We start from the raw sequence: 25,373 nt of genomic DNA on the forward strand, positions 1-25,373 counted from the left end.
GAGATTAGCCGAACACCCGGCAATCTGCCCCACCCGCTTTGCCGACTCGGTTACACCATCTCGTTCTTGGTTAGCCAGCGCATCACCGGCCAGCCGACGAAGACTGGTAGCCAACACGTCAGCACCCGGTACAGCAGCACCGACGGCACGCCGATACCCGCGGGCACCCCGAAGGCGGCGAGCCCACCGATCAGCGCGGCCTCCACGGCGCCGACACCACCAGGGGTGGGCGCGGCCGAGGCCAGGGTCCCGCCGACCATCGTGACCACCGTGACGGTGACGAATGTGGTGCCCCCGCCGAACGCTTCGACGCTGGCCCACAGTGCCAATGCTGCGCCCAAAGTCGTTCCGGCACTTCCCAATACGATCAGTGCCAATCGTTTGGGCTCGCGGGCCAGCTCGGTGAGGTCACCGGTGACCTCGTTGAGTTTCGGGCGCAGTTCGGTGGCCAGCCAGCGCCGTAGGTTGGGCACCAGCAGGAAGGTCCCGACGATGCCCAGTGCCACACCGGCGATCAGGTACAGCACGGTGGCGTTCGGGACGAAATGCGAAAGGTCGGTTGAGGTTCCGGCGACGGCGCTGAACAGGATCAACAGCGCTACGTGCACGATCACCTGAACCGACTGCTGCAGTGCCACCGCGGCGGTGGCGCGCAACGCGGTCAGTCCGCCCTTCTGCAGGAACCGGGTGCTCAGCGCCAGGCCACCGACCCCGGCGGGCGTGGTCGTCGCGGCGAAGGTGTTAGCCACCTGCATGATCGACAGTTTCCAGAAGCTCACGGACCCGTCGGCGCAGGCCCACAATGCTCCTGCCGCACCGACGTAGGTCAGCGCAGACACGGCCAGGCCCAGCAGCGCCCACCACCAGTTCGCGGTCCGCAGTTCGGAGAAGAAGGTCGGCACCGTGCTGATGAAGGGATATGCGACGTAGACCAGCGCGCCCAGCAGTACCAGCTGAATGAACTGGGCGCGGCTGAACCGCGTGATGGTCTCGGTCTCGATCTCGTCGGCGCCGGTCTGGTGTTTCACTTCGGCGCGGGCCTCGGCGATGACGGCCTTGGCGTTGGCCACCGACTGCCGGATTCGCTTCGGCACAGCGGATTTGGTGAGCCGACGGCCGGCGGTCAGAATGCTGTCCTTGCCGAAGACCTCGATCGCGGCCCCGACCGCGCGCCGCGCGTCATACAGCGCGGACGTCGTCACCAACAGTTGGGCGATGTCGGACTGGAGCTGTGCGTCGGTGGCACCGTACTCGGCGGCCCCGAAGCCGCCGAACAACACCCTCCCGTCGGCGACGGTGATCTCGTTGCAGCGCAGGTCCCCGTGCGAGATCTGGTGGTCGTTGAGGATCCGCAGGGATTCCCACACCCGGGCCACCGGCGTTTCCCCTGCACACTCGTCGAGCGGCACGCCCTGCACGGGCTGGTGCGCATACAGCGTCCAGCCCCGGTCGAGCACCGCCAGCGCGATCGTCGACGTATTGGCCACGCCAGTCTCACCGATGGCGATGGCCATCAGGGCGCGATGCTCCACCGCGCGCCGCATGGAGGTATGCAGGGGCGCGGTCTCAGACCCGCGCAACCGCAGTTTCCACCACAGCTGACGCACCGCGCCGCCGCTGCGCTGATGTGGCCCGTACAACTCGACCGCCGCCCGCGATCCCGGATCGGTGGATTCGGCCGACAACACCAGCGGCCCCGGTCCGCCCGGCCGGACCACCACCAACCGGGACACCAGGAACCCGCGCCTGGCCATGGCGCGGACCGCGGCTTCCAGGGGCACCTCCAGTGCGGGAGTGCCCACAACCAGCACCACGAACGCACCAACGAACCACCCGACGGAGAGCCCAACCACGGCGCGCGCCGGCACGATGGCGCTGACCACCAGGTGGATCGGTACGAATGCCAACAGCAGCGCCCACCACCAGTGCCGCCAGCGAGCCGGCAGCCAAGGCCCGGACACCGTCAGGACCGCGGCGAGCATCGCGATCCAGCGCGGGTCGTCAAGAAACTGCGCGGGCAGCGTGGTGAGTCTGTCGGATAGGTCGAAGTGCCAGCGCGGCGCGGCGATCCGGTTGCTGCTGATCGACAGGGGCAGCATTGCCATCAGGGCCGCGGTGCCGTACGCGCCCAGCAATTTCCATTGCCGGGACAGGATCAGGCCGATCAGGATCACGAACGGCAAAGCCAGGATCGCGATGCCGTAGACCAGGTACACCAGATCGGCTTGGGTAGGGGTCAGCACCCCGACGATCTGGGAGATCGACTTTTCCAGGGCAACCCAGCGCGGTCGGGTGATCAGCGAGCTGGTCACCACCGCCACAAGAGCCAGGGCGGCCACGCCCAGCCGGATGAGGTCGTTGGTCCGACGAGTGAGTGGTTGCAGCAAGCTGCCGGACACGGTGATATCGCGTCCGTCAACTCGCATGTGCACGGTCCTGGTCCTTCGGATCCGTTGGTCTCGCGGTCGGCAGTTCTACGACAACTTAACGTGCCGGACCCCTCCGATCCCGCTCACGTACGCTCGCGAGCGTTGTGTGCCGGGCAGAGGAGGACTGAGCATGACGCGGACCGATGACGACACCTGGGAGATCACCGAAAGCGTCGGCGCCACCGCGCTGGGCGTGGCAGCGGGCCGCGCCGCGGAAACCGAGAGCGAAAACCCGCTGATCAGTGATCCGTTCGCGCGGGTGTTCCTCGATGCAGTCGGCGACGGGATCTGGAATTGGTTCGCCGCACCCGACCTGCCCGCAGAGATCTTGGAAGCCGAACCCAACCTGGGCGTGCAGATGCAGTCGATGGTCGGCTACATGGCGTCGCGGACGGCCTTTTTCGACACTTTCTTCCTCGACGCCGCCCGCGCCGGCGTGAACCAGGCCGTGATCCTGGCGTCCGGTCTGGATTCGCGGGCCTGGCGACTGCCCTGGCCCGACGGCACGACGGTCTACGAGCTCGACCAGCCCAAGGTGCTGGAGTTCAAGGCGTCGACCTTGGCCGAACACGGCGCCGAGCCGACCTGCAACCGGGTCGCCGTCGCGGTGGACCTGCGCCACGATTGGCCGGCGACGCTGCGCAATGCCGGGTTCGACCCGTCGGCGCCGAGCGCCTGGTCGGTGGAGGGTTTGCTGCCCTACCTACCCGCTGCGGCGCACGAGTTGCTGTTCGAACGGATTCACGGGCTGGCCGCGGCCGGTAGCCGTATCGCCGTGGAGGCGCCCGGCCCGGACTGGATGGATGAAGGCTTTCGCGCGCAACGCAGGGAGCGGATGGATCGGCTGCGCGCGTTGGTGGCACAGGCGGATCCGCAGCGCGAGCTGCCGCGGACCGACGAGCTGTGGTATTTCGAGGAACGCGAGGACGTCGGCGAGTGGTTGGGGCGGCACGGCTGGTCCGCGACGGTGACGCCGGCGCCGGAATTGATGGCCGGTTACGGCCGCGGGATCCCTGAGGGGGTGGAGGACACCTCCCCCCGCACCCAGTTCGTCTCGGCGGTGCGCGACTAGGGTCCGCCCAACGGACGTACAGCCGGTTCACAACCAGCTCCCGTACCTTTGCCACTGGCATGGTGAGTGGCGGGAGGACATGGCATGGTGCGCACCGATAACGACAGCTGGGAGATCACCGAGAGCGTCGGAGCGACGGCGCTGGGAGTGGCCGCCGCGCGCGCGGCGGAAACGCGCAGCGTTGACCCCTTGATCAGCGACCCGTTCGCCCAGATTTTTCTCGACGCCGCCGGCGACGGGGTGTGGAATTGGCATTCCGCGCCGCAGCTGCCGGCCGAGGTGATCGAAGCCGAACCGGATCTGCCGCTGCAGATGCAGGCGATGGTCGACTACATGGCTTCGCGGACAGCGTTTTTCGATCGGTTCTTCGCCGACGCGACCAGGTCGGGTATCCGGCAGGCGGTGATCCTGGCGGCCGGTTTGGATGCACGGTCGTGGCGGCTGCCGTGGCCGTCGGGGACGACGGTCTACGAACTCGATCAGACCAGGGTGCTGAAGTTCAAGTCGTCGACATTGGCCGAGCACGGGGCGGAGCCGACCTGCCGGCGCATCCCGGTCGCGGTGGACCTGCGGCAGGACTGGCCGGCCGCGTTGCGCGAGGCGGGCTTTGATCCATCGGTGCCCAGCGCGTGGTCGGCCGAGGGGCTCCTGCCTTACCTGCCCGCCGCGGCTCAGGACCTGCTGTTCGACCGCGTGCACGGGCTCGCCGCCGACGGGAGCCGGGTGGCCGTCGAAGCGCTGGGCCCCACCTTCCTGGACGAGCGGATCCGGGCGGACCGCCGGGCACGTATGGATCGGCTACGCGAGTTGATGGCGCGGGTGGACCCCCAGCGGGAGATTCCCCGCACCGATGAGCTTTGGTACTTCGAAGAGCGCGAAGACGTGGGGGACTGGTTTCGGCGGCACGGCTGGAAGGTGACCGTCACGCCCGCCGACGAGCTGATGGCCCGGTTCGATCGCCGGCCGCCCAGGGAGGTCCAGGACCGGGTGCCGGGCAATTTGTTCGTCACCGCGCAGCGGACGAGTGCTGGGAACTAGCGCTCGCGGTAGTCGGCGACCATCCACAAGGGTCGCTGGCGTGTTCAGTCATCGTCGCGGTCACCCGGGTCGGATTCCGCGCGGTCGTCGGCATGACTGCCGTGCTCGCGCCAATGCTGGTATCCCCGCCGGGCCGCGAAAACGCCGACGACGGCGGTAATGCACCACACAGCGATCGCGATGTAGGTCAGGGCCGAGGAACCCTCCCGGACCGTCGCACCCAGCGTGGTGTAGACGAACGCCCGCGGAAACGAGCCGATGAATGAACCAACGGCGATCTGCCACAACGGAACTCCGAACGCCCCGAAGGTGTAGCAGGCCAGCGCGTCGGACACGCCGGGGATGAACCGCTGGCCGACAACGGCCCATAAGCCGCTCTTATCGATCAGCGCGTCCACCCGCTCGGAGCGTTTTGGCCCGAGCAGGGCCTTGGCGCTGTCTCTGCCGGCCCGTTGACCGATGCGGCTGGTGACGATAGCCGTGCCCACCGACGAGCCCAGCGTCACGAACAGGCCCACCAGTGGGCCGAACAATAATCCGCTGCCGGCGGCTAGGAGTGACCCAGGCACGAACATCGAGCCCAGGATGGCCGCTGCGCCGACGTACGCCAACGGCGCCAGTGGACCGGTATCCGCAACCGCGCGGTGCACCGCATCCATGTCGATGACTCGCTCCACGCCGATCAAATAGAACATTGTGAGCAGGAAGGCGCCGAACACGACGAGTCGCACGATGTGGCGTCGTCGGGATATCGGTGCGGAGCCGTCGTCCTCAATCACGTTGTCTGCGATTGTTCCCTATGGGCGACGGATCCGCGGTTGACGTGGGAAGCCGTTATCGCAAACCGAGCGCGGTGCGTAGCCGATCAGCGTCCATGCCTCCACGGACCGCTGCCCCTGCGGGAAAGGAGTCGAGGAGTTTCAGCAGGTCGGCGCGGCGGGTTGGGTCGTCGGCGGCTTGCCTGGGTGTGAACCCGTCAAGTGCGGGGATAGCCTCGTCGAGCCAACGGGTCTCGTAGTCGCGGATGAATTGGTCCAATGCCGCGGCCACTGCGGGATCGGCGGGGTCTAATTCCTCTGCCTCGGCAGTGGGCGCTTGATCGGCCAGGGCGGCGGCCTCGCGGGCGTCACGCATCGGGTGACGGACATCGTCGAGCACCCTCATTGCGGGGTCGAGAAGGGTCAGCGTTTCCAGCACGCGATCCATCCTCGGTGCGCTATTGGTCTCCACCCGCAGCGCATCGCCCGCAAGCGTAAGCGTCGCTCGAATCGCTTGTCCGCCTCGCAAATTGGTGGACTCCATCCACTGGGGTGGCTCGTCGCCGTCAATCCGGTCGTAAGTCTGGTCGAGCACTGTTGCGATCCCGGTGGGGTCGCTCACCTGGACGGTGGCCTCGCACAATGTCAGCGGCTCACCTTCGGTGTTGACCAAGCTCGGCGGAGCGAGTCGGCGGCTCAGCTCCGCGACCAGGGTCGCCGGGTCAGGTTCTTCATCGAGCAGGTCGATCAACTGGTCGCGCGCGTGCAGGGCGACCGGCTCGATCCCGCCGAATATCACCGTGTCTTCTCCCGCGGGCACCACGCGGGCGCAGACCAGATCACCGGAGCGCAGTTGTCGGCTAGCCGTTCGCTCGTGCACGTCATGCACGTCACCCGTGCGCACATCGCGCATGGTCATACCGTGACCGCGCCGTACGGCTTCGACCTCGAACACAGACCGCTCGAGCAGGAGCCATTGCTCGGCCAGTGACCGCTCGTCGTCGGGCAGCAACGATCCGCGCAATTGGAGGAACTCGGCGAACGCACCACCTTCGAAGAGCACCGCATCCATGACCAACGGGTCAGCCAGCGCCTCCGGCAGCGCGTCCTCATCGTCAGGGTCGACATAACGGCAGCGTTCGTAACCCACCTCGAAGAGCAGATCATCCCAGCCACCTGCCAATACATGCTCAACTGCCTTGGCATACAACCACTTTGACCGTGCAGCCAACGGCAGCTCCTCGCGGCCGAGGTGGCACTTCTTGTATTTGCGGCCCGACCCACACCAGCATGGGTCGTTGCGTCCGACGTCGCGGCGCGGCTCAGATCGATGCTGCTCTAACAGCGTCAGCAATGGATGGTCCGGATCGGCACCGGCGCGGCGCAGCAGGGTCAAGCCGCGTTCGGCGTCGCCGCGGTCAGAGGCGATCCTGGCCAGATCAAGCAGTGGCAGCGGCCAGGTGCTATCCATCGATTCGGCCGCGAGCAACTCGCGTTCCGCTGCGTCGATGTCGCCGAGCCGTTGCAGCGCCACCGAGCGCAGCCAGCTCGCAGCCACCCGGGCGGCGCGAGGCACGGTTGCTGCCAGAATTTCCGCCAGCAGGCCCAGCGCGGCCGCTCCGGGCGGGTCGGTATCGACGGTCTCGGCCACCAGCGCCTCGGCCAGCGCAGGTTCGGAGAGCGCGGCCCCGAAGTCGGCGGCAACCTCGACGAAGGATTCGGCATACTCGTTCGCCGCGCTCAAAATGTCCTGTGCAGAAGCGTCATCCTCGGCGGCGTCGAGCAGCAGCGCTATTTCCTCGTAGATTCTGATCAGCGCGCACAAAGCGGCCGCGGCTTCGATGTCCAGTTGGTGGCGCTCGGCCAGCAGTTCACACCTGCGCTCGAATCGCCATGCGTCGAAATCGAATCCACCCGGTGCCACCCAGTCGCCGTCCTGGGTGAGGCCGAAGCCGTCGAGGAGCTCGCGCAGCGGTAGCGACGGTTCGGTGAACACATCCGGTTCCCCGACGCATGTGGTCCAGATTGCCGCGGGAAGATAGGTTGGCTCGTCGGCGTCGACCACTGCTAATAGCCCCGCGCGCAGGACACCGTCATGCTCAGGTGTTGTCGTATCGACCCGCTCGATGGCCAGGCCGCCCGAACCGAGCCGCACCCCGACCAAGTCCCCACCGGTTACACCGAGCCGCTGCAGCGTGTCCGGCTCCAGAAGCAGGGCCGTACCCGAGCCCATCAAGTCGTCGGGGATGCCCCGTTCTTCGATCAGCTCGTCGTCATACCCGTCCACGGCGGTTTGCCACACTGAGCCGTCAGCGAGCCGGTCATAGGGTTCGTGCTCGCCCAGTGCGGTGATCGGGTCCAGATCAGGGGTCACCGTGAGCATGTCGAAGGCGGTTTCGGCGTCGGTGACCCGGTGGGTGAACACTCGCCCGGCCAGTATCGTCGGCAACCACACCCATCGCTCATCAACCAATTGCCGTGCTGGAAAGTCGTTTTCGAGTCTGAGCGCACGCAGAATGGGGTCGGGATCCGGCACACCGGCATCGCGCAACCGACGGGCAATGTCGTCGTCGGGCAGCGGCCCGTGTTCGGAGAGGACTTCCGCCAGGGTTTCGACCGGATCGACTGCCTTTGCCACGGGAGCCACCCTATGCACATCGCACGGGATCCGGGCGCTGGGCGACCGACAATTGTCAGACCCGCAGAGCACAGTGGCCTCAATCGAGGCGATACCGGGACTCGCCTCAGTTCGGGATTGAGGTCGACATGGGAAATCGGGCCAACTTCGTGATCGTCAAAGATCAAGACTCAGCCGCTGCGCCAACCCGCTGGCCCGCACCGCCCGCCGCTCGATCGCGGCACGCACGCCGGCCTCCGAGCCAATCACGCGCACCTTCTTTTTTGCCCGAGTCACCGCCGTGTAGAACAGTTCCCGGCTCAGCAGCCGCGAATCTTCCGGCGGCATCAGCACGGTGACCTCATCGGCCTGGCTGCCCTGGCTCTTGTGGATCGTCATCGCGTGCATGGTTTCGACGTCGGACAGCCGGCTGGTGGCGAAGTTCAATAACTTGTCGGCGCTCGCGACGACGGCACGCAGCGATTCGTCGTCGACGATCGTCACCCCGGTGTCCCCGTTGTAAACACCCAGCCCGTAGTCGTTCGTCGTCACCAGCACCGGTCTTCCGGCGTACCACGTCGACCAGATCGGCTCGCCCGTCGCCTCGGCCAACCATCGTTCGACCTGACGGTTCCAGTATTCGACGCCGTAGCGTCCGCGGCGGTGTGCGCAAAGAAATCGATGCTCGTCGAGCATGGCCAGCGCCGCGTTGGCATCGCCGAGCACCGCGGCCCTTCGCAGTGCAAGGGCATGCGGCACAAGAACATTGCGCAATTGTTCGGTTGGATCCTCGGTGTCGAGCCATTCGATGTGCTCGTCACCGGCGCGCAGCAGGTCCAGGGCAGCATCGGCGGCACCGTCGCGGATCGCCGAAGCCAAGTCGCCGATGGATCGGCCGAACCGGTGCGACGTTCGCAGCGCCGCCACCCTGGCGCTGACGTGCGCGCCCAGTCCGTCGACGAGGTCGGCGAGCACCGCGCCGGCCTCCACGGACGACAACTGGTCGGGATCGCCGACGAGCAGTAACCGGGTATGGGAACGCACCGATTCCAGCAGCCGCGCCATCATGGTCAGCGAGACCATCGAGGTTTCGTCGACAACGATCACGTCGTGCGGCAGCCGGTTACCCCGGTGATGCCGGAACCGCGACGAAGTGTCCGGGCGGCTGCCCAGCAACCGGTGCAGGGTGGTAGCCCGCAGCCCGGAAACCCGTTGTTGGTCAACGAGGTCCAGCTCTCCCAACTCGAGCTGCACCGCTTCGTGCAGGCGCGCCGCCGCCTTCCCGGTGGGTGCTGCCAGGGCAATGCGCAGCCGTGGCCTGCCGTCCCGTTCGGCCTGCTCGGCGAATAGCGCAAGCAGTCGCGCCACCGTGGTCGTCTTGCCCGTCCCCGGTCCACCGGTCAGCACCGTCAAACTCTGCCGCGACGCGATGGCGGCGGCCCCGCGCTGTTCTTCATACCCTTCGGGAAACAATCGGGCGACATCCAGCGACACGTCCGGCGCCCGCGCCGACAGCAGAGCCAACAGATCGGCCGCGACCTGCTGTTCCTCCAGCCAGTAGCGGTCCAGGTACACCAGGCTGTCGCCGTAGATCCGCAGCACCGGCGGTGAATCGGCCAGGGGGCTGGCTCGCAATGCGGTCAGCCACTCGTCCGCCGGCGGCCAGGGGAGATCGGGCGCGCCGACCTGGTCCTCGATCGCGCGCAGGTCGATGCAGACCGAGCCACCCCGAAGGGCGCGCACCACCAGCGCGACCGCCAGCGATACCGACTCCTCGGGCTCACCCGACATCGCGGTAAGCCGTTGGGCCACATGCACATCGGCTGACTCCAGCACGCCGGCTTCGTTGAAGGCCCGCAGCAAACCCGAGGCGCTGACCGCCTGTCGGCGATCGGCGGGATCGGCGACATCGATCGTCATGCCGCCGCCCGGCCCGCATCGAGGAGGTCGGACAGTTCGGTCACCAATGCGCTCGGCGGTGCCCAGCTGAACACACCGGCCGGATGTCCGTCGAGCACGGGGGTGTCGGCCCCGCACATTCCACGCAGGAACAAGTACAGCACGCCACCAAGGTGACGCCCCGGGTCGTAGTCCGGCTGCCGCCACCGCAGGAAGCGGTGTAGGACCACGCTGTACAGCAACGCCTGCAGGGGGTAATCCGAGTGCAACATCGCCTCGGCCAGTCGCGGGCTGGTGTAATCGGCGGCGGTCAGCGGTTTGTCCGGCTCACCCAGCCAGTTGGTCTTGTAATCGACCACCAGATAGCGATGAGTCGACCCATCCGGGATCCGAAGCACGGCGTCGACCGAACCGCTGAGATACCCGCGCAGTGGCTGGCCGCCGAGGGCATCGCCCAGCAGCCTGTCGGCGTAGGACGCCAGCGGATCGGTTGTCGCCAGATGCGAGCGCAGCAATGCCCCCACGTCGGCGAGCCGGATCGGCGGGAGCCCGACGCGGCCATCGCCACCGGCTAACGGAAACTCGAAGTCCATTTCTCGCAACCGATCTCGTAATCCGATCTGCCGCAGCGTCCGGCCGCCCGCCAGCGGGCCCAGCGGGGTGTCGTGTAATGGAACCAGGGCCGCGGCAAGGTCGGCATCCGGCACGCCCACCGGCCACCAGGCCGAGTGCGCACTGACCTGAGCCTCCAGTTCGACGACGAGGTCGGCCGCGAATGGGTCGGCGGTTTCCAGTATCGCGTGGACCAGGGTGCCGAACTTCGCTCCAGTGGGCAGTGCCGCCATCGGTGAAGGCACGTCCGACCCCGCGGGCGTGTGCAGCAGTGGGATGTCGCCGACCTCGTCGTCCAGTTCGGTGATCTCCGGCTCGCTGGTGACTCCCGTCGTCTCGGCGGCCTTGATCAAGCCCGAGTACGAGGTGCGCCGCCAGGTGGTGTCGATGCTGCGATGAAAGTGCCGGGTGTCCAGACCGGACGGCGGCGGCGGTCCGGAAACGGCTGGCGCCGGGGCGATTACGGACTCTTCGAGCGCCGGACCGCCGGCGACCTCCCATTCGCGGAACCGGTCCCACGCGTCGTCATCGGTGATCTTGGTCGGTACGCAGCGGTCCGGAACGGCCGTCTCGCCCGGCCGGCGGCCCCGGAGCAGCCGCGACAGCCCGCCGTTGGGTTCGTCGAATGCCGGTGACCACCAAGTCACCACCTGCGACTGGGCTCGCGTCATCGCGACGTAGGTCAGCCGGCTGTCGTCGCTGGCATCCTCCCTTATCGCCAGCGTTTCCACGGCGGCGAAGTCGGGACTTTCCTTCCCGCCGATGTGCAGACAGCGCACACCGTTGTCGTGGAATAGCATGAGGTCGCGTTCCTGGATGTTGCGGTTGAACGCAAAGGGCAGATAAACGACGGGGTATTGCAAACCCTTGCTCACCCACACCGTCATGATCTGAACGGCGGCGGCATCGCTGTCGAGCCTCCGGTTGCGTTCGGCGGCGCCGCCGCGCTCTTCGCGTTGCCCACGCAACCAATCCCGCAGCGCCGGCAGCGCATAGCCTTCGCGGTGCGCGGTCTCCTGCAGCAGCTGGGTCAGGTGCGCTAGGTCGGTCATGTGCCGTTCGCCGTCCCGCCACGACAGCACCCGGTCGCCCATCCCGCCCAACTGTGCGGCCTCGAAGATTGCGGCGACACCCCGCTCGCGGGCATGTCCAGCCCACACCCGCAACGTTTCGGCGACCTGGTCGGTCAACCGATCACCGCCCGCGGCAAGGGTTTCCGCGGTCTCACCGAAGAACATCGTCGCCGCGGCGGCGCGCACCACGCCGGGGCGGTGCGGTTGATCGAAAGCCTCCAGCAAAGACAGCCAATCGTCTGCGGCCTGGGATCCGAACACATCCGAATCACCGGTGTAGACCGCCGGGATGCCGGCTCTCGTCAGTGCATCGTGGCAGGCACGTGCGTCCTTGTGTTTCTCGACAATCACCGCGATATCGCGGGCCTCCAGCGGGCGGCCGTCGAAAGTGGCGTCAGCGGCCAGCAGCCGGCCGATGTCGGTGGCGAGGTCTTTACCAATGTGCTCGCGCAGCTCGTCAATGCGCGGATTGGTCAAGCCCTTGCGGCCCAACGTCTCTCGGCGTACCACGCGAAGCCGGAACGGGTCATTGTGCGGGGCGCCGGCCAGACGGTGGCCCTGGTGGGAGGCCGCGACTTCATGCACAACTATTCGCGGGTCACCGAGTTGAGCGCCCCGCAGTACAACCTGCAGCCGATCCACCAGCGCGCTGTCGCTGCGCCAGTTGGTCGCCAGGGTCCGCTTTTCGCCCGCGGTCTGCGAGGCGTCGAGGTAGGTGACGATATCGCCGCCGCGGAAGGCGTAGATCGCCTGCTTCGGGTCGCCGATGAGGATCAGGGTGGAACGTCCGCTGAACGCCCGGTCGAGTACCCGCCATTGCACCGGATCGGTGTCCTGAAACTCGTCGACCATCACGATCGGCCAGCGCTGGTGCATGCGCAGTCGGGCGGGGGAGTCGTCGCTACGCAGCGCGTCGGAGAGCCGGATCAGCAGATCGTCGTACCCCAGTACCCCTCGGCGCCGCTTGCGCGTCTCCAGTTCGGCCAGAACGTCTTTCGCGAAGCGGACACACATCGCGGCCCGCGAGTCAGGATCCGGGTCGCTTGGACGCAGGTCGGTCGATGGATTGCTGACCACCGTCCGTGCCAGTCGCAGAGCGTCGCGGTAGGTCAGCTCCGGATCGTCGCGTCGGTGGCCGAAGTGAGCCAGGTAGAGGTCGTCGACGATCTCGGCGGTCAGGTCGTCCAGGTCCTCGACCAGGGTGACGCCGGCATCGGTGTCACCCGCTACGCCCAACGATTTGAGCACCAGCTGGCAGAACTGATGGGTGGTGGCGATCGTCGCCGCGTCGAAGCTTGCCAGCGCGTCGCGCAACCGCTGCTTGCGCGCGGTGCGCTCGGCCTCGGTGCCGTCGATCAAATGCCGCACCAGCTGGTTGTCACCGGCTACCGTCGGGTCGTCGAAAGCCCTTACTGCGTCGACAATCTGGCATCTGACCCGTTCGCGGAGTTCCTGACTCGCGGCCCGACCGAAGGTGATGAGCAGCATTTGATCGAGCGTGGCCACGTCCTCGGCGATGTAACGGGTGACCAACCCGGCCAACGCGAACGTCTTGCCCGTCCCGGCGCTGGCTTCCAGCACCGTGGTGGAGCGCTCGGCGGGCAGCGGGCCCAGCAGATCGAACGGTCGCATCAGCCGCGCCTCCGCTCCGCTCGCAACATCGGGCGCCACAGGCGCGCGGCGTAGGCGCCGAGCCGCGTGTCCTCCCCGGCGCATTCCTCACCGGGCCGTACCGGTTGCATCAGTTCACTCAGCCGTGCGTTCCAGCCCCAGGCGCGCACGGACGCTGGGTCTTGGTTTTCGCCGGGGAAGCGATTGCTGTGCCAGCGGAAGGACGCGGCTTGCTCCGCATCATCACCGGTGTGCCGGGCAACCGCCCAGGCGTAGGACGTTTTTATCGGCAAGGGAATTGGCTCGCGCCGCCCCGCATCGTAGATGGCGACCAAGTCCCGGAGCAGCTCGATGGCTTGCTCTTGCGGCCGCACCAGCTCCTCCTCCCGCGGGGTGGCACCCCGCTTCGCGCGGCCGACGCACACCGCCGACCAGTCGCGCCTTGGATCGTGAGCGATCAATGCCAGCAAGGGAATCCAGCATTGCACCAGGTGCTTGCCGTCCAATTTCGAATAGGTCACCGACACCAAACGATCGCCGAACACCTGCGACACCGTCCCGGTCAGCCGACGCCCGCCGAGGTCGATGTCGACGTCGTAGGCCGCCGCTTCGGCACGCCGATACGTGCGCGCCGCGTTCGCCAAGACCTCGGCCTGATCCCGGATCTCGGTGACCTTGCGCCAGCCGAGGTGACCAGGCGGCAGGGTGCCGCGGCGCCATTCGGCTTGCCGCGCCTCGTCCGGTGCCATGCCACCGAGCATGTCGGCCAGCATCCGATCGCCGACCGACCATTCCTCGAGGTTGTTGATGTCTACCGGCATCGCATCCTGGACGCCGTCCACGTCCCAGGGCAACGTGTACTCCAGCGCCCGGAAGAATCCCTTCACCGGGTCCTTGAAAAAGGCCAGCAGATCGGCAAGGACCACATCGTCCGGTGCGGGCGGCGGCAGCGGCCGGCCTATGAACTTCGGCCGCTCGCAACGTGCTCCGGTTGCGGACCGGGCCGCCCGTAGCACGGTCAGATCGAAGCTGAACGGCACCTCGGGTATCAGTCTGCCGGGTTCCACGTTGCGAAAGTCAAACGGCTGCAACGGATGTTCGACGACGATGCGCTCGCGTACTTTCGCTTCGGTCGTCACGTCGAGGGTGTCCAGCAGCTCCGCCAGTGGAACCGCCGGTGGTCTGCGCTGACCCGAGTATTCGTTGGCGCCGGTGTAGGTGATGACCAGGTGCTCGGTGGCGGCACCGATCGCGTCGAGCAGCAATTGCCGGTCCTCGGAACGGATGTCGCGTTCACCGGTCAGCGGACACCGGGCCAGAACATCGTCGCCGTCGACCACACCCAGGCGCGGGAATACGCCGTCATCCAGGCCGACCAGGCACACCACTCGGTGGGGGACCGAACGCATCGGCACCATCGTGCAGACGGTCAGGGTGCCGGTGCGGAAGTTGGCGCGGGTGGGCCGCCCGGCGAGGTGTCGCTGCAGCAGCGCGCGAATATCGGGCAGCCGCAACAGGGTGCCCGCCCGGCGGCCCGCGGTGCGCAGCACGTCAGCGAATTCGCGGCGCAGTTGGTCGGTCTGCCACGTCTCGTCGTCGTCCACGCGGGTCAGCAGCGTGATGCCGTCGGCCAGTGCGGTCAGCCAGTCGCCCAGTGGGTGCGTACCGGTGAGCGAGTCCACCACCCGCTGCAGCCGGTCGACGTATTCGGCGAGTTTGCCGGCCAATTCGACGCGGTTGCTGCCCACATCGTCGAGGGGCAAGGTCGAGTCGATCCAAGCGTGCGACGCGTCCGACATGGCAATGCCGGCCAGGATGCGATCGATGCCGAACCGCCAAGTGTTATGGACGAAGTCGACCCCAAATGGCTTGCGGTGTTCCTGGTCGAATCCCCACCGGATGTTCGACTGTCGGACCCAGCGGGTGATGCCTTCCAGGTCGTCGTCACTGAAGCCGAACCGGGCGCGGACCGGAGCGGCCTGGGCGAGATTGAGCACCTCGCTCGCCGTCACCCGGCCGCCGGCCAGGGCCAGCAGCTCCGCTGCGACGCCGAGCAGCGAATTGGTCTGCAGCAGAGAGCGATCGGCGAGCCGGACGCGGAGCCGGTGCGCTGGGTGCGCGCCGCTGACCACGTCGCCGAGCCCGAAGTCCGCGACGATCAGCGGCGCGTAGGTCTCGATGTCCGGGCACATGACGAGGATGTCGCGCGGTTCCAGGGTCGGGTCGTCGGCGAGCAGGCCCAGTAGCACCTCACGCAGCACGTCGATTTGCCGGGCCGGGCCATGACAGCTGTGCACCTGGATCGACCTGTCGTGGGTCGTCAGGTTGCGGCCCGCCTCTCGGACGGCGTTGGCGGCCAGATCCGATTGCAGCCAACCGAGCAGGGTGTCCGGCCGATTCGGGGCGGCCAGCGACTCGTCAGTGGCGGGATCGGCGGGCAGGCCGCGCTGCAGCTCGCGCAAATCTCTGCCCAGGGTCGTCAGCAACGGATGGCCGACGGCGCGGTGGCTGGTGTCCTCGCGGCGCGGTACTGCGCCGTGGATTGGCGCGAGGGCCCGCCACAACGCGTCGCTGGGGTGCGGCAGCCACAGGTGCAGTTCGTGATGGGTGGACAACGCTTCGAGGAGCTGGATGTCGGTGCACGCCAACCGGGTGTGGCCGAACAACGACAACCGCGACGGCAGGTCGGCCGGGCCACTCCGTAGCTGATGGACGGTTTCCTCGTGCCGGACATGTGGGGGATCGGCGTCTATCAGCGCGACCAGGGCACGCCAAAGTTGTGGTTGCCAGGCCAGGTCGGAGTGCAGATCGCCGGTGTCGCCGTTCAGCCAGTCCGCAAGTAAGCCGGGCCGTTGCCGCGCGTAGGAGGCGAACAGGCCGGCCAGGCGGCGGGCCACGGCGTACCTTCGCCCCCGACGCAGTTCCGCCTCCGCGCCAGTGTCAAAGTGCCCGAGATGCTTTGCCAGCGTGGCAGACCACGGTTCGTCCAAGGAGCGGTCGATTACCTCCAGCAACGGCCAAGTGATGGCATCCGGTGACCACGGGTCTTCAGCGGCGGTGCCGGTGATCTCGGCGATCAGCGACGCCGGGCTGCGGAACGTCACTCCCGCGCACACGCCGTCGCCGCCACCGGGCCCGGTGCCCAGCCGATGAGACAGTCGCTGACTGAGCCAGCGCTCCACCCCCCGTGCCGGAACCAACACCAGCTCCTCCGCGAACGGGTCAGGCAGCCGGTCGGCCAAGAGCGCGCTGAGCCCGTCGGCGAGCAGGTCGGTGCGCTCGGCACGGTGCAGATGAAGTGCCATCGCGGGCCACGATAGACCGGGACTCCGACACCGGTGGCAGCATGGGACGGGTCAAGCCGTGAGGGAGGAACCGATGGAAGCGTGGGATGCGATCCGGGCCCGGCGCAATGTACGCGAGTACACCGAGCAGCCGGTCTCGACCGAGGACCTCAACCGTATCGCCGAAGCCGGGTGGCGCGCGCCGTCGGCGAAGAACCGCCAGCCCTGGGATTTCGTCATCGTCACCGAAAAGGCGGCACTGCAAGAACTTTCGACGGTGTGGATGGGAGCCGGTCACATCGCCGGGGCGGCGGCCGCGATCGTCCTGGTGATTCCGGAGCCTCCCGACGAACGCCGGAAGGTGATCGACCAGTACGACGTGGGCCAGGCGACGATGGCGATGATGCTCGCGGCGACGGACCTAGGCATCGGCACCGGTCACTCGTCGGTGGGGGACCAGGACAAGGCACGGGCCATTCTCGGCGTGCCCGACGGTTACCAGGTGGCCTACATGCTTGGGGTCGGCTACCCGTCCGACCGACCGTTGACCCCTATTCGCAAGCCCAACCGCCGGCCCTTCGACGAAGTTGTACACCGCGGGCGCTGGTAATGCTTGGCATGCTTGGGGCCATGAACAGAAACGAGATCACCGAGCAGATCGTCGTGGCCCGCCTGGCCAAGGGCCTGAGCTGGCAAAAACTTGCGGACGCCATCGACCGGCCGCTGCTGTGGACGACGTCGGCGCTGCTGGGGCAGCACCCCATTCCGCCCGAGCAGGGCAAGGTGCTGGTCGAACTGCTGGGCTTGGAGGACTCCGCGGTAGCGGTGCTGGCGGCACCGCCGATGCGCGGCGGCTTGCCCACCGCGGTCCCTACCGACCCGACCATCTACCGCTTCTACGAGGCGTTGCAGGTGTACGGCGGCGCGATCAAAGAGGTGATCCACGAACAGTTCGGCGACGGCATCATGAGCGCCATCAATTTCAGCCTCGACCTGCAGAAGAAACCGCACCCGTCGGGTGATCGCGTCGTCGTTACGTTCGACGGCAAATTCCTTCCCTATCAATGGGCTTCGGCGCAGGACTGACATGGCCGGGAAGCCTGCGGCACCTGCCGCGCCCAGCCGCCGCAAACCTGTCGACCTCGTGCTCTCCGGCGGTGGCGTCAAGGGCGTCGGGCTGGTGGGCGCGGTCGTCGCGATCATGGACGCCGGGTACGCGGTCAAACGCGTCTCCGGTGTGTCGGCCGGTTCGCTGGTCGGGTCGATCCTGGCCGCGGCGTCCAACGGTGACCAGCTGAGCAGCGCCCAGATCAAGGAAATCGCGCTGACCCTGCCCTATGAGAAGTTCCGTGATGCCGGGCCGGTCGGTCACCTGCCGGTGGTCGGTCAGGCGTGGGGTCTGCTTCGGGAGAACGGCATCTACCGGGGTGACTTCGCGCATCAATGGATCCGCAGTGAACTGAAAAACCTGGGCGTCACGACCTTCGGTGATCTGGCGCTGCGGGACAAGCAGATCCGCGCCGACCGCCGCTACCGGTTGGCCGTCACCGTCACCGACATCACCACCGGACAGTTGGTGCGGCTGCCGTGGGACTACGAGCGGCTGTATGGCCTCGATCCCGACGAGCAACCGGTCGCGGACGCGGTTCGCGCCTCGATGTCGATCCCGTTCTACTTCCGCCCGGTCACCTTGACCAGTGCCACAGGGCTGAAGTCGACGCTGGTGGACGGCGGTGTGCTGTCGAACTTCCCGATCGACTCCTTCGACCGGTTCGACGGCAAGCCGCCGCGCTGGCCGACCTTCGGGGTGACGGTCATGCCCAATTTGCCCGAGGGTAACGACCAGCTGATCCCTGGAGTGGGTGCGCTGCGCCTACTCGGGCCGCCTTCGGTGCTGCTCGAGCAGCTGATCACCACCATGTTCGTCGGCCATGACCAGACCTATCTGAACCAGCCCTGGGTAAGCGCGCGGGCGATCCGGGTGGATTCCACCGCGGTGAACTTCTTGGACTTCGGGATCTCCCGCAAAGACGCCGAAGCGCTCTACACCAAGGGTTACGACGCGGCCATGGCGTTTCTGTCGAACTGGAACTGGGTCCAGTACCTGGAGAGATTCCGTCAGTATCAATAGCGCCGAAGTGCCACGGTAAGGCGGCTCGAGTGCCAGAATCGGAGACGGAGGAGGCGCCGGTGTGCAGCGGTTGTTCGGGCAGCCGCTCACCCACGGCTCAGAGGCCCAACTCTTTCTCGATCCCGTCGATGCCGGCCCGCATCGCTTTCAGCGTGTCGGCGCGGGTCCGTAATTTGGTGGCGGCGTGGGCTTTCTGGTTGAGGCCGGCGAACTCCCGGGCCGCTTCCTCGGCGCGGCTGACCACCACTTCGGGCAGCACCATCTCGTCGATGAAGCCCGCGGCCAGCGCGGTTTCGCCGAAGAAGGTCTTGGCCAGTCCCGTGGCCTGCTGGTAGGCCGACCGGGTCAGCCGCAGCTTCATGATTTCCAGCGCGGGATACGGGATGACCATGCCAATCGCGACTTCGTTGGCCTGAATGTTGTACGCGTGGGCGGCGATTCGGTGGTCACCGGAGGACAGCAGAAATGCCCCCATCGCGATGGCGGGTCCGGTGCAGGCCATCACCACCGGCTTGGGGTAGGACAGCAGGCGGTAGGACAACTCGAAGCCGCCACGCAACATGTCGATCGCGGGTTGCGCTTCACCTGAGGTGAGGATCTTGAGGTCGAATCCGCCGCTGAACACCCGCTGATTGCCGGTGATGACCAGGGCCCCGACGTCGTCACTGTCGGCCTGATCGATCGCCTCGTTGAGGGCCCGCTGCATGGTCGGCCCCAGTGCATTGACCTTGCCGTCGTCCATCCGGATGACTCCGATGGTTTCATCGTGGGTGTAGACGACCGGACCGCTCATAGGGCTACTCCTTCGCTGCGGACCTCGATTGAATCAGATCGTCGCGCGATCACACCCGTTGGCTGCGATGCTTACCCAGCTCGTTTTCGGCGTCACCCCAACGCAAGCTGACGTCGGTGGGCTCGTCCAGCTGCCGGGTGCGCCACCTGTCCTGGGTTTCCTGTACCGCGCGGTTGATTCGATCGATCTCGCTGCGGAACACCTCGGGGCGCGTTTCCTTGCTGGCGTAGTGGAAGTAAGTGAGCAGGTTGCGCAACAACTCCAGCTTCTGCTTCTCGCGCTTGGCCAGGTCGTGCGTGGTCATCAACTCGATCCGTTGCACCGGTGGCAGCGCGTCCCAGTCGAGCACCACCTTGGTCTCCAGCGGGGTGCGAGGGCGCTGCCAAAATTTCCAGCCACGCGGTCGGTCGGGACGGTCGTAGTAGGTCACCGTGCCTTCGAAGCGCGATTCGACGCCGTGCCCGATCTCGGCGCGGTCTAGCGCCGAGTCCCAGACCATCCGCCACTCCTGTCCGGGTGCCAGCGTCGGCAGCTCACGGGGCAGTTGCAGTTCCACCACGTCGGCGTAACCGTCGGACGCGTTCTCGTACTCGGCCACCGTCGGAGGATTAGGAAAGTTGAACCGGATGTCGTAGGCCGCGGTGCGACCGAAGTTGCGGACCACCAGCTCGATCACGTGCCAGTCCGCAACGTGCGGCTCCATCAGCATCGCGACGTGCGGTCGCGTCTTCTCCGCTGCCAAGGCGCGGTTCCGCTGCAGCTGCCGGTGGGTAAAGATCAGAGCGGCGACGCCGAGTGCGATCGCCGCCCATGCGGCCCACACCAACCAGGTGCTGGACTCGACGTTTTCGATTCCGTGCCAGCTTGCCTGCCAGCTGGACTCCCAGCTTCGTTGCGCCCACCCCATGGAATCCGCCCTCCGCTTGTTCCTGACCCCGGACCGGAATGTAGTGCACTGATCCTAGAGCGGGTTCCTGAGTATTGCTGCCAGGGTTATCGCCGGTGCCCAGAATGGCAGTGCGTGTTCGCCACGCCGTTAGCCGCCCATCATCATTCGCCACTGGTCGAGATTGGCCGGCCGGTACACGTAGTTGAAGCGTTTGACCTCCGACAGTGCGGCGCTCGGATCGGCCGAATACCAGTGCCCGGGAAACACCGTCGGATCACCCGGTAGCGCGGCGAGTTGCTGCAGGCTTCGATACATCTCGTCGGAATCGCCGCCGGGGAAGTCGGTGCGCCCGCAGCCGTCCAGAAACAGGGTGTCGCCGGCGACCAACCGGCCGTCGAGCAGAAAGCACTGGCTGCCCGGCGTGTGGCCGGGGGTGTGCAGCAGTTCGATCTCGATGTCGCCGACGCTGAGCTTGTCCCGGTGATCGTGGCTGGTCAGGTCGCTAAGCGGGATGCCGGTAATTCGCGACACCCACACCGCTTCGTGGGTGTTCACGTGTACCGGTACCGCGGTGCGTTCCAGCAGCTCCGCCAGGCCCTTGAGCTCGAAACCCATCATCGAGCCGCCGACGTGATCCGGGTGATGATGGGTCACCAGGACGCCCGACAGGCGCATGCCGTCGGCCTCCAGCGCGTCCACCAAGTCCCCCGCGGCGTAGGCCGGGTCGACCACCACGCAGTCACCGGTGTCGCGGTCGCCGATCAGGTAGGCGAAGTTGCGCATCTGCGCGGCGATGGGGTCGCCGGCGGCGAAATCGCGCCCCGAAAGCAGTTGACGGAAGTAGAGCCGGTCCGAGTCTGACACGGCACCAGCGTATTGGGTCGCCAGAAAAACCTCTCAACCTGGCCTTCTCTCGGCCCAAATCGGTCAGCACTGGGTAAAGTTGGTCCATGTTGAAGAGGGTCGACATCCTTGTTGAAGCCGATTTGCTGCAAGGGGTAATTGACAAATTCCACTTGCTGGATGCGCGGGAGGCGGTCCACCTCGCCCTGAAGGCGGTGCTGGACGAGGGTCCGGAGGTCGAGCACGACCCGCAGGACGAGGACTACGACGAGTTCAGCGACCTCAGCGCCTGGCAGCTGCACCGGAACGGCGACAGCGGCTGACTCGTCCTGGTTTGGAGACGTTGCGGGGCAGGCTGTAACCTCTTTCTGGCCCTTGAAGCGCACCTGCACGACTGGTCGCTACGGGTACCGGCCCCCTTAGCTCAGTCGGTAGAGCGTTTCCATGGTAAGGAAAAGGTCAACGGTTCGATTCCGTTAGGGGGCTCGGCGGACGCCGAGCAGGCGCGGCGCGCACCAGAGGCGATGTAGCTCAGTCGGTTAGAGCGAACGACTCATAATCGTTAGGTCGCCGGTTCGAGTCCGGCCATCGCTACAACACAACATTGAGACTTAGAGATTGACAGAGAGCTGAGGGAAGAAGGCCATGGCTTCCAGTACCGACGTGCGGCCAAAGATCACCTTGGCGTGCGAGGTGTGCAAGCACCGCAACTACATCACCAAGAAGAACCGTCGCAACGACCCGGACCGGTTGGAGCTGAAGAAGTTCTGCCCGAATTGCGGCAAGCACCAGGGGCACCGCGAAACGCGGTAACCAAGCTGTTCCAGTCCGGCCGAAGAATCGTAGGTAGGTTTCAAAACCGTGGCGCTGTCCCAAGACATCGTCGGGATGCACTATCGCTATCCCGACTATTACCTGGTGGAGCGGGAAAAAATTCGCGAGCACGCGACCGCCGTGCAGAATGACGACCCCGCGTTCTTCGACGACAAGGCGGCGGCGGAACTCGGCTACGAAGGTTTGACGGCACCGCTGACGTTCATTTGCGTATTCGGCTACAAGGCGCAATCGGCATTCTTCGATTACGCGAACATTGCCATTTCGGACGAGAAAATCGTCCAGATCGATCAGGTGCTGAAGTTCCGGAAGCCGATCGTTGCGGGCGACAAGCTCTACTGTGACGTATACGTGGATTCCGTACGCGAAGCACATGGCACCCAGATCATCGTGACCAAGAACATCGTCACCAATGACGCGGGTGAGATCGTGCAAGAGACGTACACGACCCTGGCGGGTCGTTCCGGTGAAGATGGAGAAGGGTTTTCTGATGCCTCTGCGTGAGTTCAGTTCGGTCCAGGTGGGCGACCAGCTCCCGGAGCGCACCTACCCACTGACCCGCCAGGACCTGGTCAATTACGCCGGGGTCTCGGGTGATTTGAACCCGATCCACTGGGACGACGAGATTGCAAAGATGGTGGGCCTGGACACCGCGATCGCGCACGGCATGTTGACGATGGGTATCGGCGGCGGCTACGTCACGTCGTGGGTCGGCGACCCGGGCGCGGTCACCGAGTACAACGTGCGATTCACCGCGGTGGTCCCCGTGCCGAACGACGGCAAGGGCGCCGAGTTGGTGTTCAGCGGCCGGGTGAAGTCCGTCGACCCCGAGAGCAAGTCGGTGACCATTGCGTTGACCGCCACGACCGGCGGCAAAAAGATCTTCGGTCGGGCCGTCGCTTCGGCGAAGCTGGCCTAGCGGATGGCCCTCAAGACGGATATCCGGGGGATGAGCTGGCGCTATCCCGATTACTTCGAGGTGGGCCGGGAGCAGGTTCGGCAATTCGCCCGGTCGATCAAGGCCGACGATCAGGCCTACCACGACGAGACCGGCGCCGCGGAACTCGGCTATGACCGCATCGTCGCGCCGCTGACCTTCGTGACGATCCTGGCGAAACTCATCCAGGACGATTTCTTCCGCAATGTCGATGTTGGCTTCGAAACCATGCAGATCGTGCAGGTCGACCAGAAATTCGTCTACCACGCGCCGATTCATGTCGGCGACAAGCTCTACGGCAGCTTGCGCATTGAGTCGGTGAACGAGCGTTTTGGTGCCGACATCGTCATGACGAAAAACTTTTGTCACAACCAGGACGGCGTCCTGGTCCTTGAGGCCTACACCACCCTGATGGGGCACGAGGGTGACAACTCGATCCAGCTCAAATGGGACAAGGAAACTGGCCAGGTCGTCAGAACCGCCTAATTAGTATCTGGCTCCCACCTGGATGTACACTCGGACCTCGGGGTTTTCCCATTACAAGCGCGCTGTCCGTCGGTTCGCGATTGCCGAACGGGGAGCGCGCGAGTCATGTAAGCCCCGGGTGATAGGGGCGTAGCTCAACTGGCAGAGCAGCGGTCTCCAAAACCGCAGGTTGCAGGTTCAAGTCCTGTCGCCCCTGCTGACAGGTGACGACGCAGGCCGGTACGGCCTGAAGAGGAGCCGGACATATGGTGGACACTGGAACAGTGGCCAGCCAAAACGGAATGGCTCGCGAGATAGCTGACGAACAAAGGAGCATGCGGTGAGCGACGAAGGCGACGTTGCCGACGACGCCACACGCGACGCCGGCGATGCCAAGGACGGTGGCCGGACGGCCGTGGTGACCAAGGCGGCGCGCCCGCAGCGCCCGACGGGTAAGCGGACCCGGGCGCGCGTCGTGGAGGCCGCGGAAGACACCGACGACGAGTCGGTCGAGACCGGCGCGACCGGCAAGGGCTCGTCCAAGAAGGACGCCGCAAAGTCGGCGGCGAAGTCTGGGAAGGCCAAGTCGACCCAGAAAGACAAGGCAAGGAAGCCGAAGAAAGCCGGCTCGGTCAACCCCTTCCTCTTCGTCTACACCTACCTCAAGCAGGTTGTAGCCGAGATGCGGAAGGTCATCTGGCCGAACCGCAAGCAGATGCTCACCTACACGTCGGTGGTGCTGGTGTTCCTGGCCTTCATGGTGGCGCTGGTAGGCGGTGCCGACTTGGGTCTGAGCAAGCTCGTGCTGTTGGTGTTCGGCTGAGACTCGAGAGTGATAGAGAGGACTGAATACCGTGACTACCTTCGACGGTGACCCGTCCGCGGGTGAGGCGGTCGACGTGCAGGATGTCGAAGCTGTCGATACTCCGGATGCCCCTCAGGCAGAGGCCCCCGCTGAAGACGTCGACCCTGCTGCCGCGCTGAAGGCGGAACTGCGTAGCAAGCCCGGCGACTGGTACGTCATCCACTCCTACGCCGGTTACGAGAACAAGGTCAAAGCCAACCTCGAAACCCGCGTGCAGAACCTTGACGTCGGCGACTACATCTTCCAGGTGGAGGTTCCCACCGAAGAGGTCACCGAGATCAAGAACGGCCAGCGCAAGCAGGTCAACCGCAAGGTGCTGCCGGGCTACATCCTGGTGCGCATGGACCTGACCGACGACTCGTGGTCCGCCGTCCGGAACACGCCGGGTGTGACCGGATTCGTCGGGGCCACCTCGCGCCCGTCGGCGCTGTCGCTCGATGACGTGGTCAAGTTCCTGCTGCCCCCGGGCTCGGCGAAGAAGGCCGCCAAGGGCGCTGCGAGCACCGCGGCCGCCGCGGAGACGGGCGGCCTGGAACGGCCGGTCGTCGAGGTCGATTACGAGGTCGGCGAATCGGTGACGGTGATGGACGGGCCGTTCGCCACGCTGCCGGCCACGATCAGCGAGGTCAACGGCGAGCAGCAGAAGCTCAAGGTCCTGGTCTCCATCTTCGGCCGCGAGACACCAGTGGAATTGACCTTCAGCCAGGTCTCCAAGATTTAGCCCGCTGGGCACTGAACTAGCAAAACCAGGAAGGAAGATCGACATCTCATGGCCCCGAAGAAGAAGAAAGTCACCGGGCTGATCAAGCTGCAGATCACCGCAGGCCAGGCAAACCCTGCGCCGCCGGTCGGCCCAGCGCTGGGTCAGCACGGCGTCAACATCATGGAGTTCTGCAAGGCGTACAACGCCGCGACGGAGAACCAGCGCGGCAACGTCATCCCCGTCGAGATCACCGTCTACGAGGACCGCAGCTTCACCTTCGCGCTGAAGACGCCGCCTGCCGCCAAGCTGCTGCTCAAGGCCGCCGGTGTGCAGAAGGGTTCGGCCGAGCCGCACAAGAACAAGGTCGCCAAGGTCACCTGGGACCAGGTTCGCGAGATCGCCGAGACCAAGAAGACCGACCTCAACGCCAACGACATCGACGCCGCTGCCAAGATCATCGCCGGCACCGCCCGGTCGATGGGCATCACGGTCGAGTAGTAACCCCTCGAGAACGCGTGGG

The 25,373-nt window shown here is 66.0% G+C and carries 22 protein-coding genes and 3 tRNA genes; 16 read left to right on the plus strand and 9 right to left on the minus strand.

Annotation, left to right across the window (positions count from 1 at the left end):
• Nucleotides 1–50 precede the first annotated feature (50 nt).
• Entirely contained in the window at nt 51–2,426 is a 2,376-nt protein-coding gene (locus BN972_RS02455; RefSeq protein WP_036352502.1) for a lysylphosphatidylglycerol synthase transmembrane domain-containing protein, read from the minus strand.
• Nucleotides 2,427–2,559: 133 nt separating this feature from the next.
• Between BN972_RS02455 and BN972_RS02460 the strand changes: the two genes are divergently transcribed.
• Complete coding sequence (locus BN972_RS02460; RefSeq protein WP_036352504.1) at nt 2,560–3,501, plus strand: class I SAM-dependent methyltransferase; 942 nt, start codon at nt 2,560–2,562, stop codon at nt 3,499–3,501.
• A gap of 84 nt (nt 3,502–3,585) precedes the next feature.
• Nucleotides 3,586–4,539, plus strand: a complete 954-nt coding sequence (locus BN972_RS02465; protein ID WP_036352507.1) for a class I SAM-dependent methyltransferase — start codon at nt 3,586–3,588, stop codon at nt 4,537–4,539.
• 44 nt (nt 4,540–4,583) lie between these two features.
• Here the strand turns inward: BN972_RS02465 and BN972_RS02470 are convergent, their stop codons facing one another.
• The 5 genes from BN972_RS02470 to recC form a co-directional block, all read right to left on the minus strand.
• Nucleotides 4,584–5,318, minus strand: coding sequence for a TVP38/TMEM64 family protein (locus BN972_RS02470; protein ID WP_390176173.1), 735 nt, complete (start codon nt 5,316–5,318; stop codon nt 4,584–4,586).
• 55 nt (nt 5,319–5,373) lie between these two features.
• Nucleotides 5,374–7,935 carry an SEC-C domain-containing protein gene (locus tag BN972_RS02475; RefSeq protein ID WP_036352510.1) on the minus strand — a complete coding sequence of 854 codons (2,562 nt, stop codon included), beginning with the start codon at nt 7,933–7,935 and terminating at the stop codon, nt 5,374–5,376.
• 156 nt (nt 7,936–8,091) lie between these two features.
• Nucleotides 8,092–9,834, minus strand: a complete 1,743-nt coding sequence (gene recD, locus BN972_RS02480) for an exodeoxyribonuclease V subunit alpha (protein WP_051544980.1) — start codon at nt 9,832–9,834, stop codon at nt 8,092–8,094.
• Nucleotides 9,831–13,130, minus strand: coding sequence for an exodeoxyribonuclease V subunit beta (gene recB / locus BN972_RS02485; protein WP_036356322.1), 3,300 nt, complete (start codon nt 13,128–13,130; stop codon nt 9,831–9,833). Before recB ends, recD begins: the two co-directional genes overlap by 4 nt.
• On the minus strand, nt 13,130–16,414 hold the full coding sequence (recC, locus tag BN972_RS02490; protein ID WP_036352513.1) for an exodeoxyribonuclease V subunit gamma: 3,285 nt from the start codon (nt 16,412–16,414) through the stop codon (nt 13,130–13,132). The genes recB and recC overlap by 1 nt, the downstream gene beginning before the upstream one ends.
• Nucleotides 16,415–16,487: 73 nt before the next feature.
• On the opposite strand from recC, the gene BN972_RS02495 reads away from it, so the two are divergent.
• From BN972_RS02495 to BN972_RS02505, 3 genes are read left to right on the plus strand one after another with little or no spacing between them, the layout of a single operon-like run.
• Nucleotides 16,488–17,003 carry a nitroreductase family protein gene (locus BN972_RS02495; RefSeq protein ID WP_036356325.1) on the plus strand — a complete coding sequence of 172 codons (516 nt, stop codon included), beginning with the start codon at nt 16,488–16,490 and terminating at the stop codon, nt 17,001–17,003.
• Between the two features lie 20 nt (nt 17,004–17,023).
• Nucleotides 17,024–17,479, plus strand: a complete 456-nt coding sequence (gene cynS / locus BN972_RS02500) for a cyanase (protein WP_455709855.1) — start codon at nt 17,024–17,026, stop codon at nt 17,477–17,479.
• A 1-nt stretch (nt 17,480) separates the two neighbouring features.
• Nucleotides 17,481–18,524 (plus strand): patatin-like phospholipase family protein, encoded by a 1,044-nt coding sequence (locus BN972_RS02505; protein ID WP_051544982.1) that lies wholly within the window; start codon nt 17,481–17,483, stop codon nt 18,522–18,524.
• A 97-nt stretch (nt 18,525–18,621) separates the two neighbouring features.
• On the opposite strand, the gene BN972_RS02510 is transcribed toward BN972_RS02505, so the two are convergent.
• The 3 genes from BN972_RS02510 to BN972_RS02520 form a co-directional block, all read right to left on the minus strand.
• Nucleotides 18,622–19,317, minus strand: coding sequence for a crotonase/enoyl-CoA hydratase family protein (locus tag BN972_RS02510; RefSeq protein WP_036352515.1), 696 nt, complete (start codon nt 19,315–19,317; stop codon nt 18,622–18,624).
• 49 nt (nt 19,318–19,366) lie between these two features.
• Entirely contained in the window at nt 19,367–20,224 is an 858-nt protein-coding gene (locus BN972_RS02515) for a hypothetical protein (RefSeq protein WP_051544983.1), read from the minus strand.
• Between the two features lie 129 nt (nt 20,225–20,353).
• Complete coding sequence (locus tag BN972_RS02520) at nt 20,354–21,070, minus strand: MBL fold metallo-hydrolase (protein WP_036352517.1); 717 nt, start codon at nt 21,068–21,070, stop codon at nt 20,354–20,356.
• Nucleotides 21,071–21,156: 86 nt separating this feature from the next.
• On the opposite strand from BN972_RS02520, the gene BN972_RS02525 reads away from it, so the two are divergent.
• The 11 genes from BN972_RS02525 (at nt 21,157) to rplK (ending at nt 25,351) form a co-directional block, all read left to right on the plus strand.
• The gene (locus BN972_RS02525) at nt 21,157–21,372 is read left to right on the plus strand and encodes a type II toxin-antitoxin system VapB family antitoxin (RefSeq protein ID WP_036352520.1); all 216 of its coding nucleotides are present in this window, start codon (nt 21,157–21,159) and stop codon (nt 21,370–21,372) included.
• Between the two features lie 90 nt (nt 21,373–21,462).
• Nucleotides 21,463–21,535, plus strand: a tRNA-Thr gene (locus BN972_RS02530).
• Nucleotides 21,536–21,569: 34 nt separating this feature from the next.
• Nucleotides 21,570–21,643, plus strand: a tRNA-Met gene (locus BN972_RS02535).
• A gap of 51 nt (nt 21,644–21,694) precedes the next feature.
• Nucleotides 21,695–21,862, plus strand: a complete 168-nt coding sequence (gene rpmG / locus BN972_RS02540; RefSeq protein WP_036352522.1) for a 50S ribosomal protein L33 — start codon at nt 21,695–21,697, stop codon at nt 21,860–21,862.
• 48 nt (nt 21,863–21,910) lie between these two features.
• Complete coding sequence (gene hadA / locus BN972_RS02545; protein WP_036352524.1) at nt 21,911–22,387, plus strand: (3R)-hydroxyacyl-ACP dehydratase subunit HadA; 477 nt, start codon at nt 21,911–21,913, stop codon at nt 22,385–22,387.
• Complete coding sequence (gene hadB / locus BN972_RS02550) at nt 22,374–22,802, plus strand: (3R)-hydroxyacyl-ACP dehydratase subunit HadB (protein ID WP_036352527.1); 429 nt, start codon at nt 22,374–22,376, stop codon at nt 22,800–22,802. The genes hadA and hadB overlap by 14 nt, the downstream gene beginning before the upstream one ends.
• A gap of 3 nt (nt 22,803–22,805) precedes the next feature.
• Nucleotides 22,806–23,306: a (3R)-hydroxyacyl-ACP dehydratase subunit HadC gene (gene hadC, locus BN972_RS02555; protein WP_036352530.1), complete on the plus strand. Its 501-nt coding sequence runs from the start codon at nt 22,806–22,808 to the stop codon at nt 23,304–23,306.
• Between the two features lie 123 nt (nt 23,307–23,429).
• A tRNA-Trp gene (locus tag BN972_RS02560) sits at nt 23,430–23,502 on the plus strand.
• A gap of 123 nt (nt 23,503–23,625) precedes the next feature.
• On the plus strand, nt 23,626–24,108 hold the full coding sequence (gene secE / locus BN972_RS02565) for a preprotein translocase subunit SecE (RefSeq protein ID WP_036352532.1): 483 nt from the start codon (nt 23,626–23,628) through the stop codon (nt 24,106–24,108).
• Nucleotides 24,109–24,139: 31 nt separating this feature from the next.
• Nucleotides 24,140–24,871, plus strand: a complete 732-nt coding sequence (nusG, locus tag BN972_RS02570; RefSeq protein ID WP_036352534.1) for a transcription termination/antitermination protein NusG — start codon at nt 24,140–24,142, stop codon at nt 24,869–24,871.
• A 48-nt stretch (nt 24,872–24,919) separates the two neighbouring features.
• Nucleotides 24,920–25,351 carry a 50S ribosomal protein L11 gene (gene rplK, locus BN972_RS02575; RefSeq protein WP_036352535.1) on the plus strand — a complete coding sequence of 144 codons (432 nt, stop codon included), beginning with the start codon at nt 24,920–24,922 and terminating at the stop codon, nt 25,349–25,351.
• Nucleotides 25,352–25,373: the final 22 nt, after the last annotated feature.

The sequence above is a fragment of the Mycobacterium asiaticum DSM 44297 genome (assembly GCF_000613245.1).
In the GTDB taxonomy this organism is placed as follows: Bacteria; Actinomycetota; Actinomycetes; order Mycobacteriales; family Mycobacteriaceae; genus Mycobacterium; species Mycobacterium asiaticum.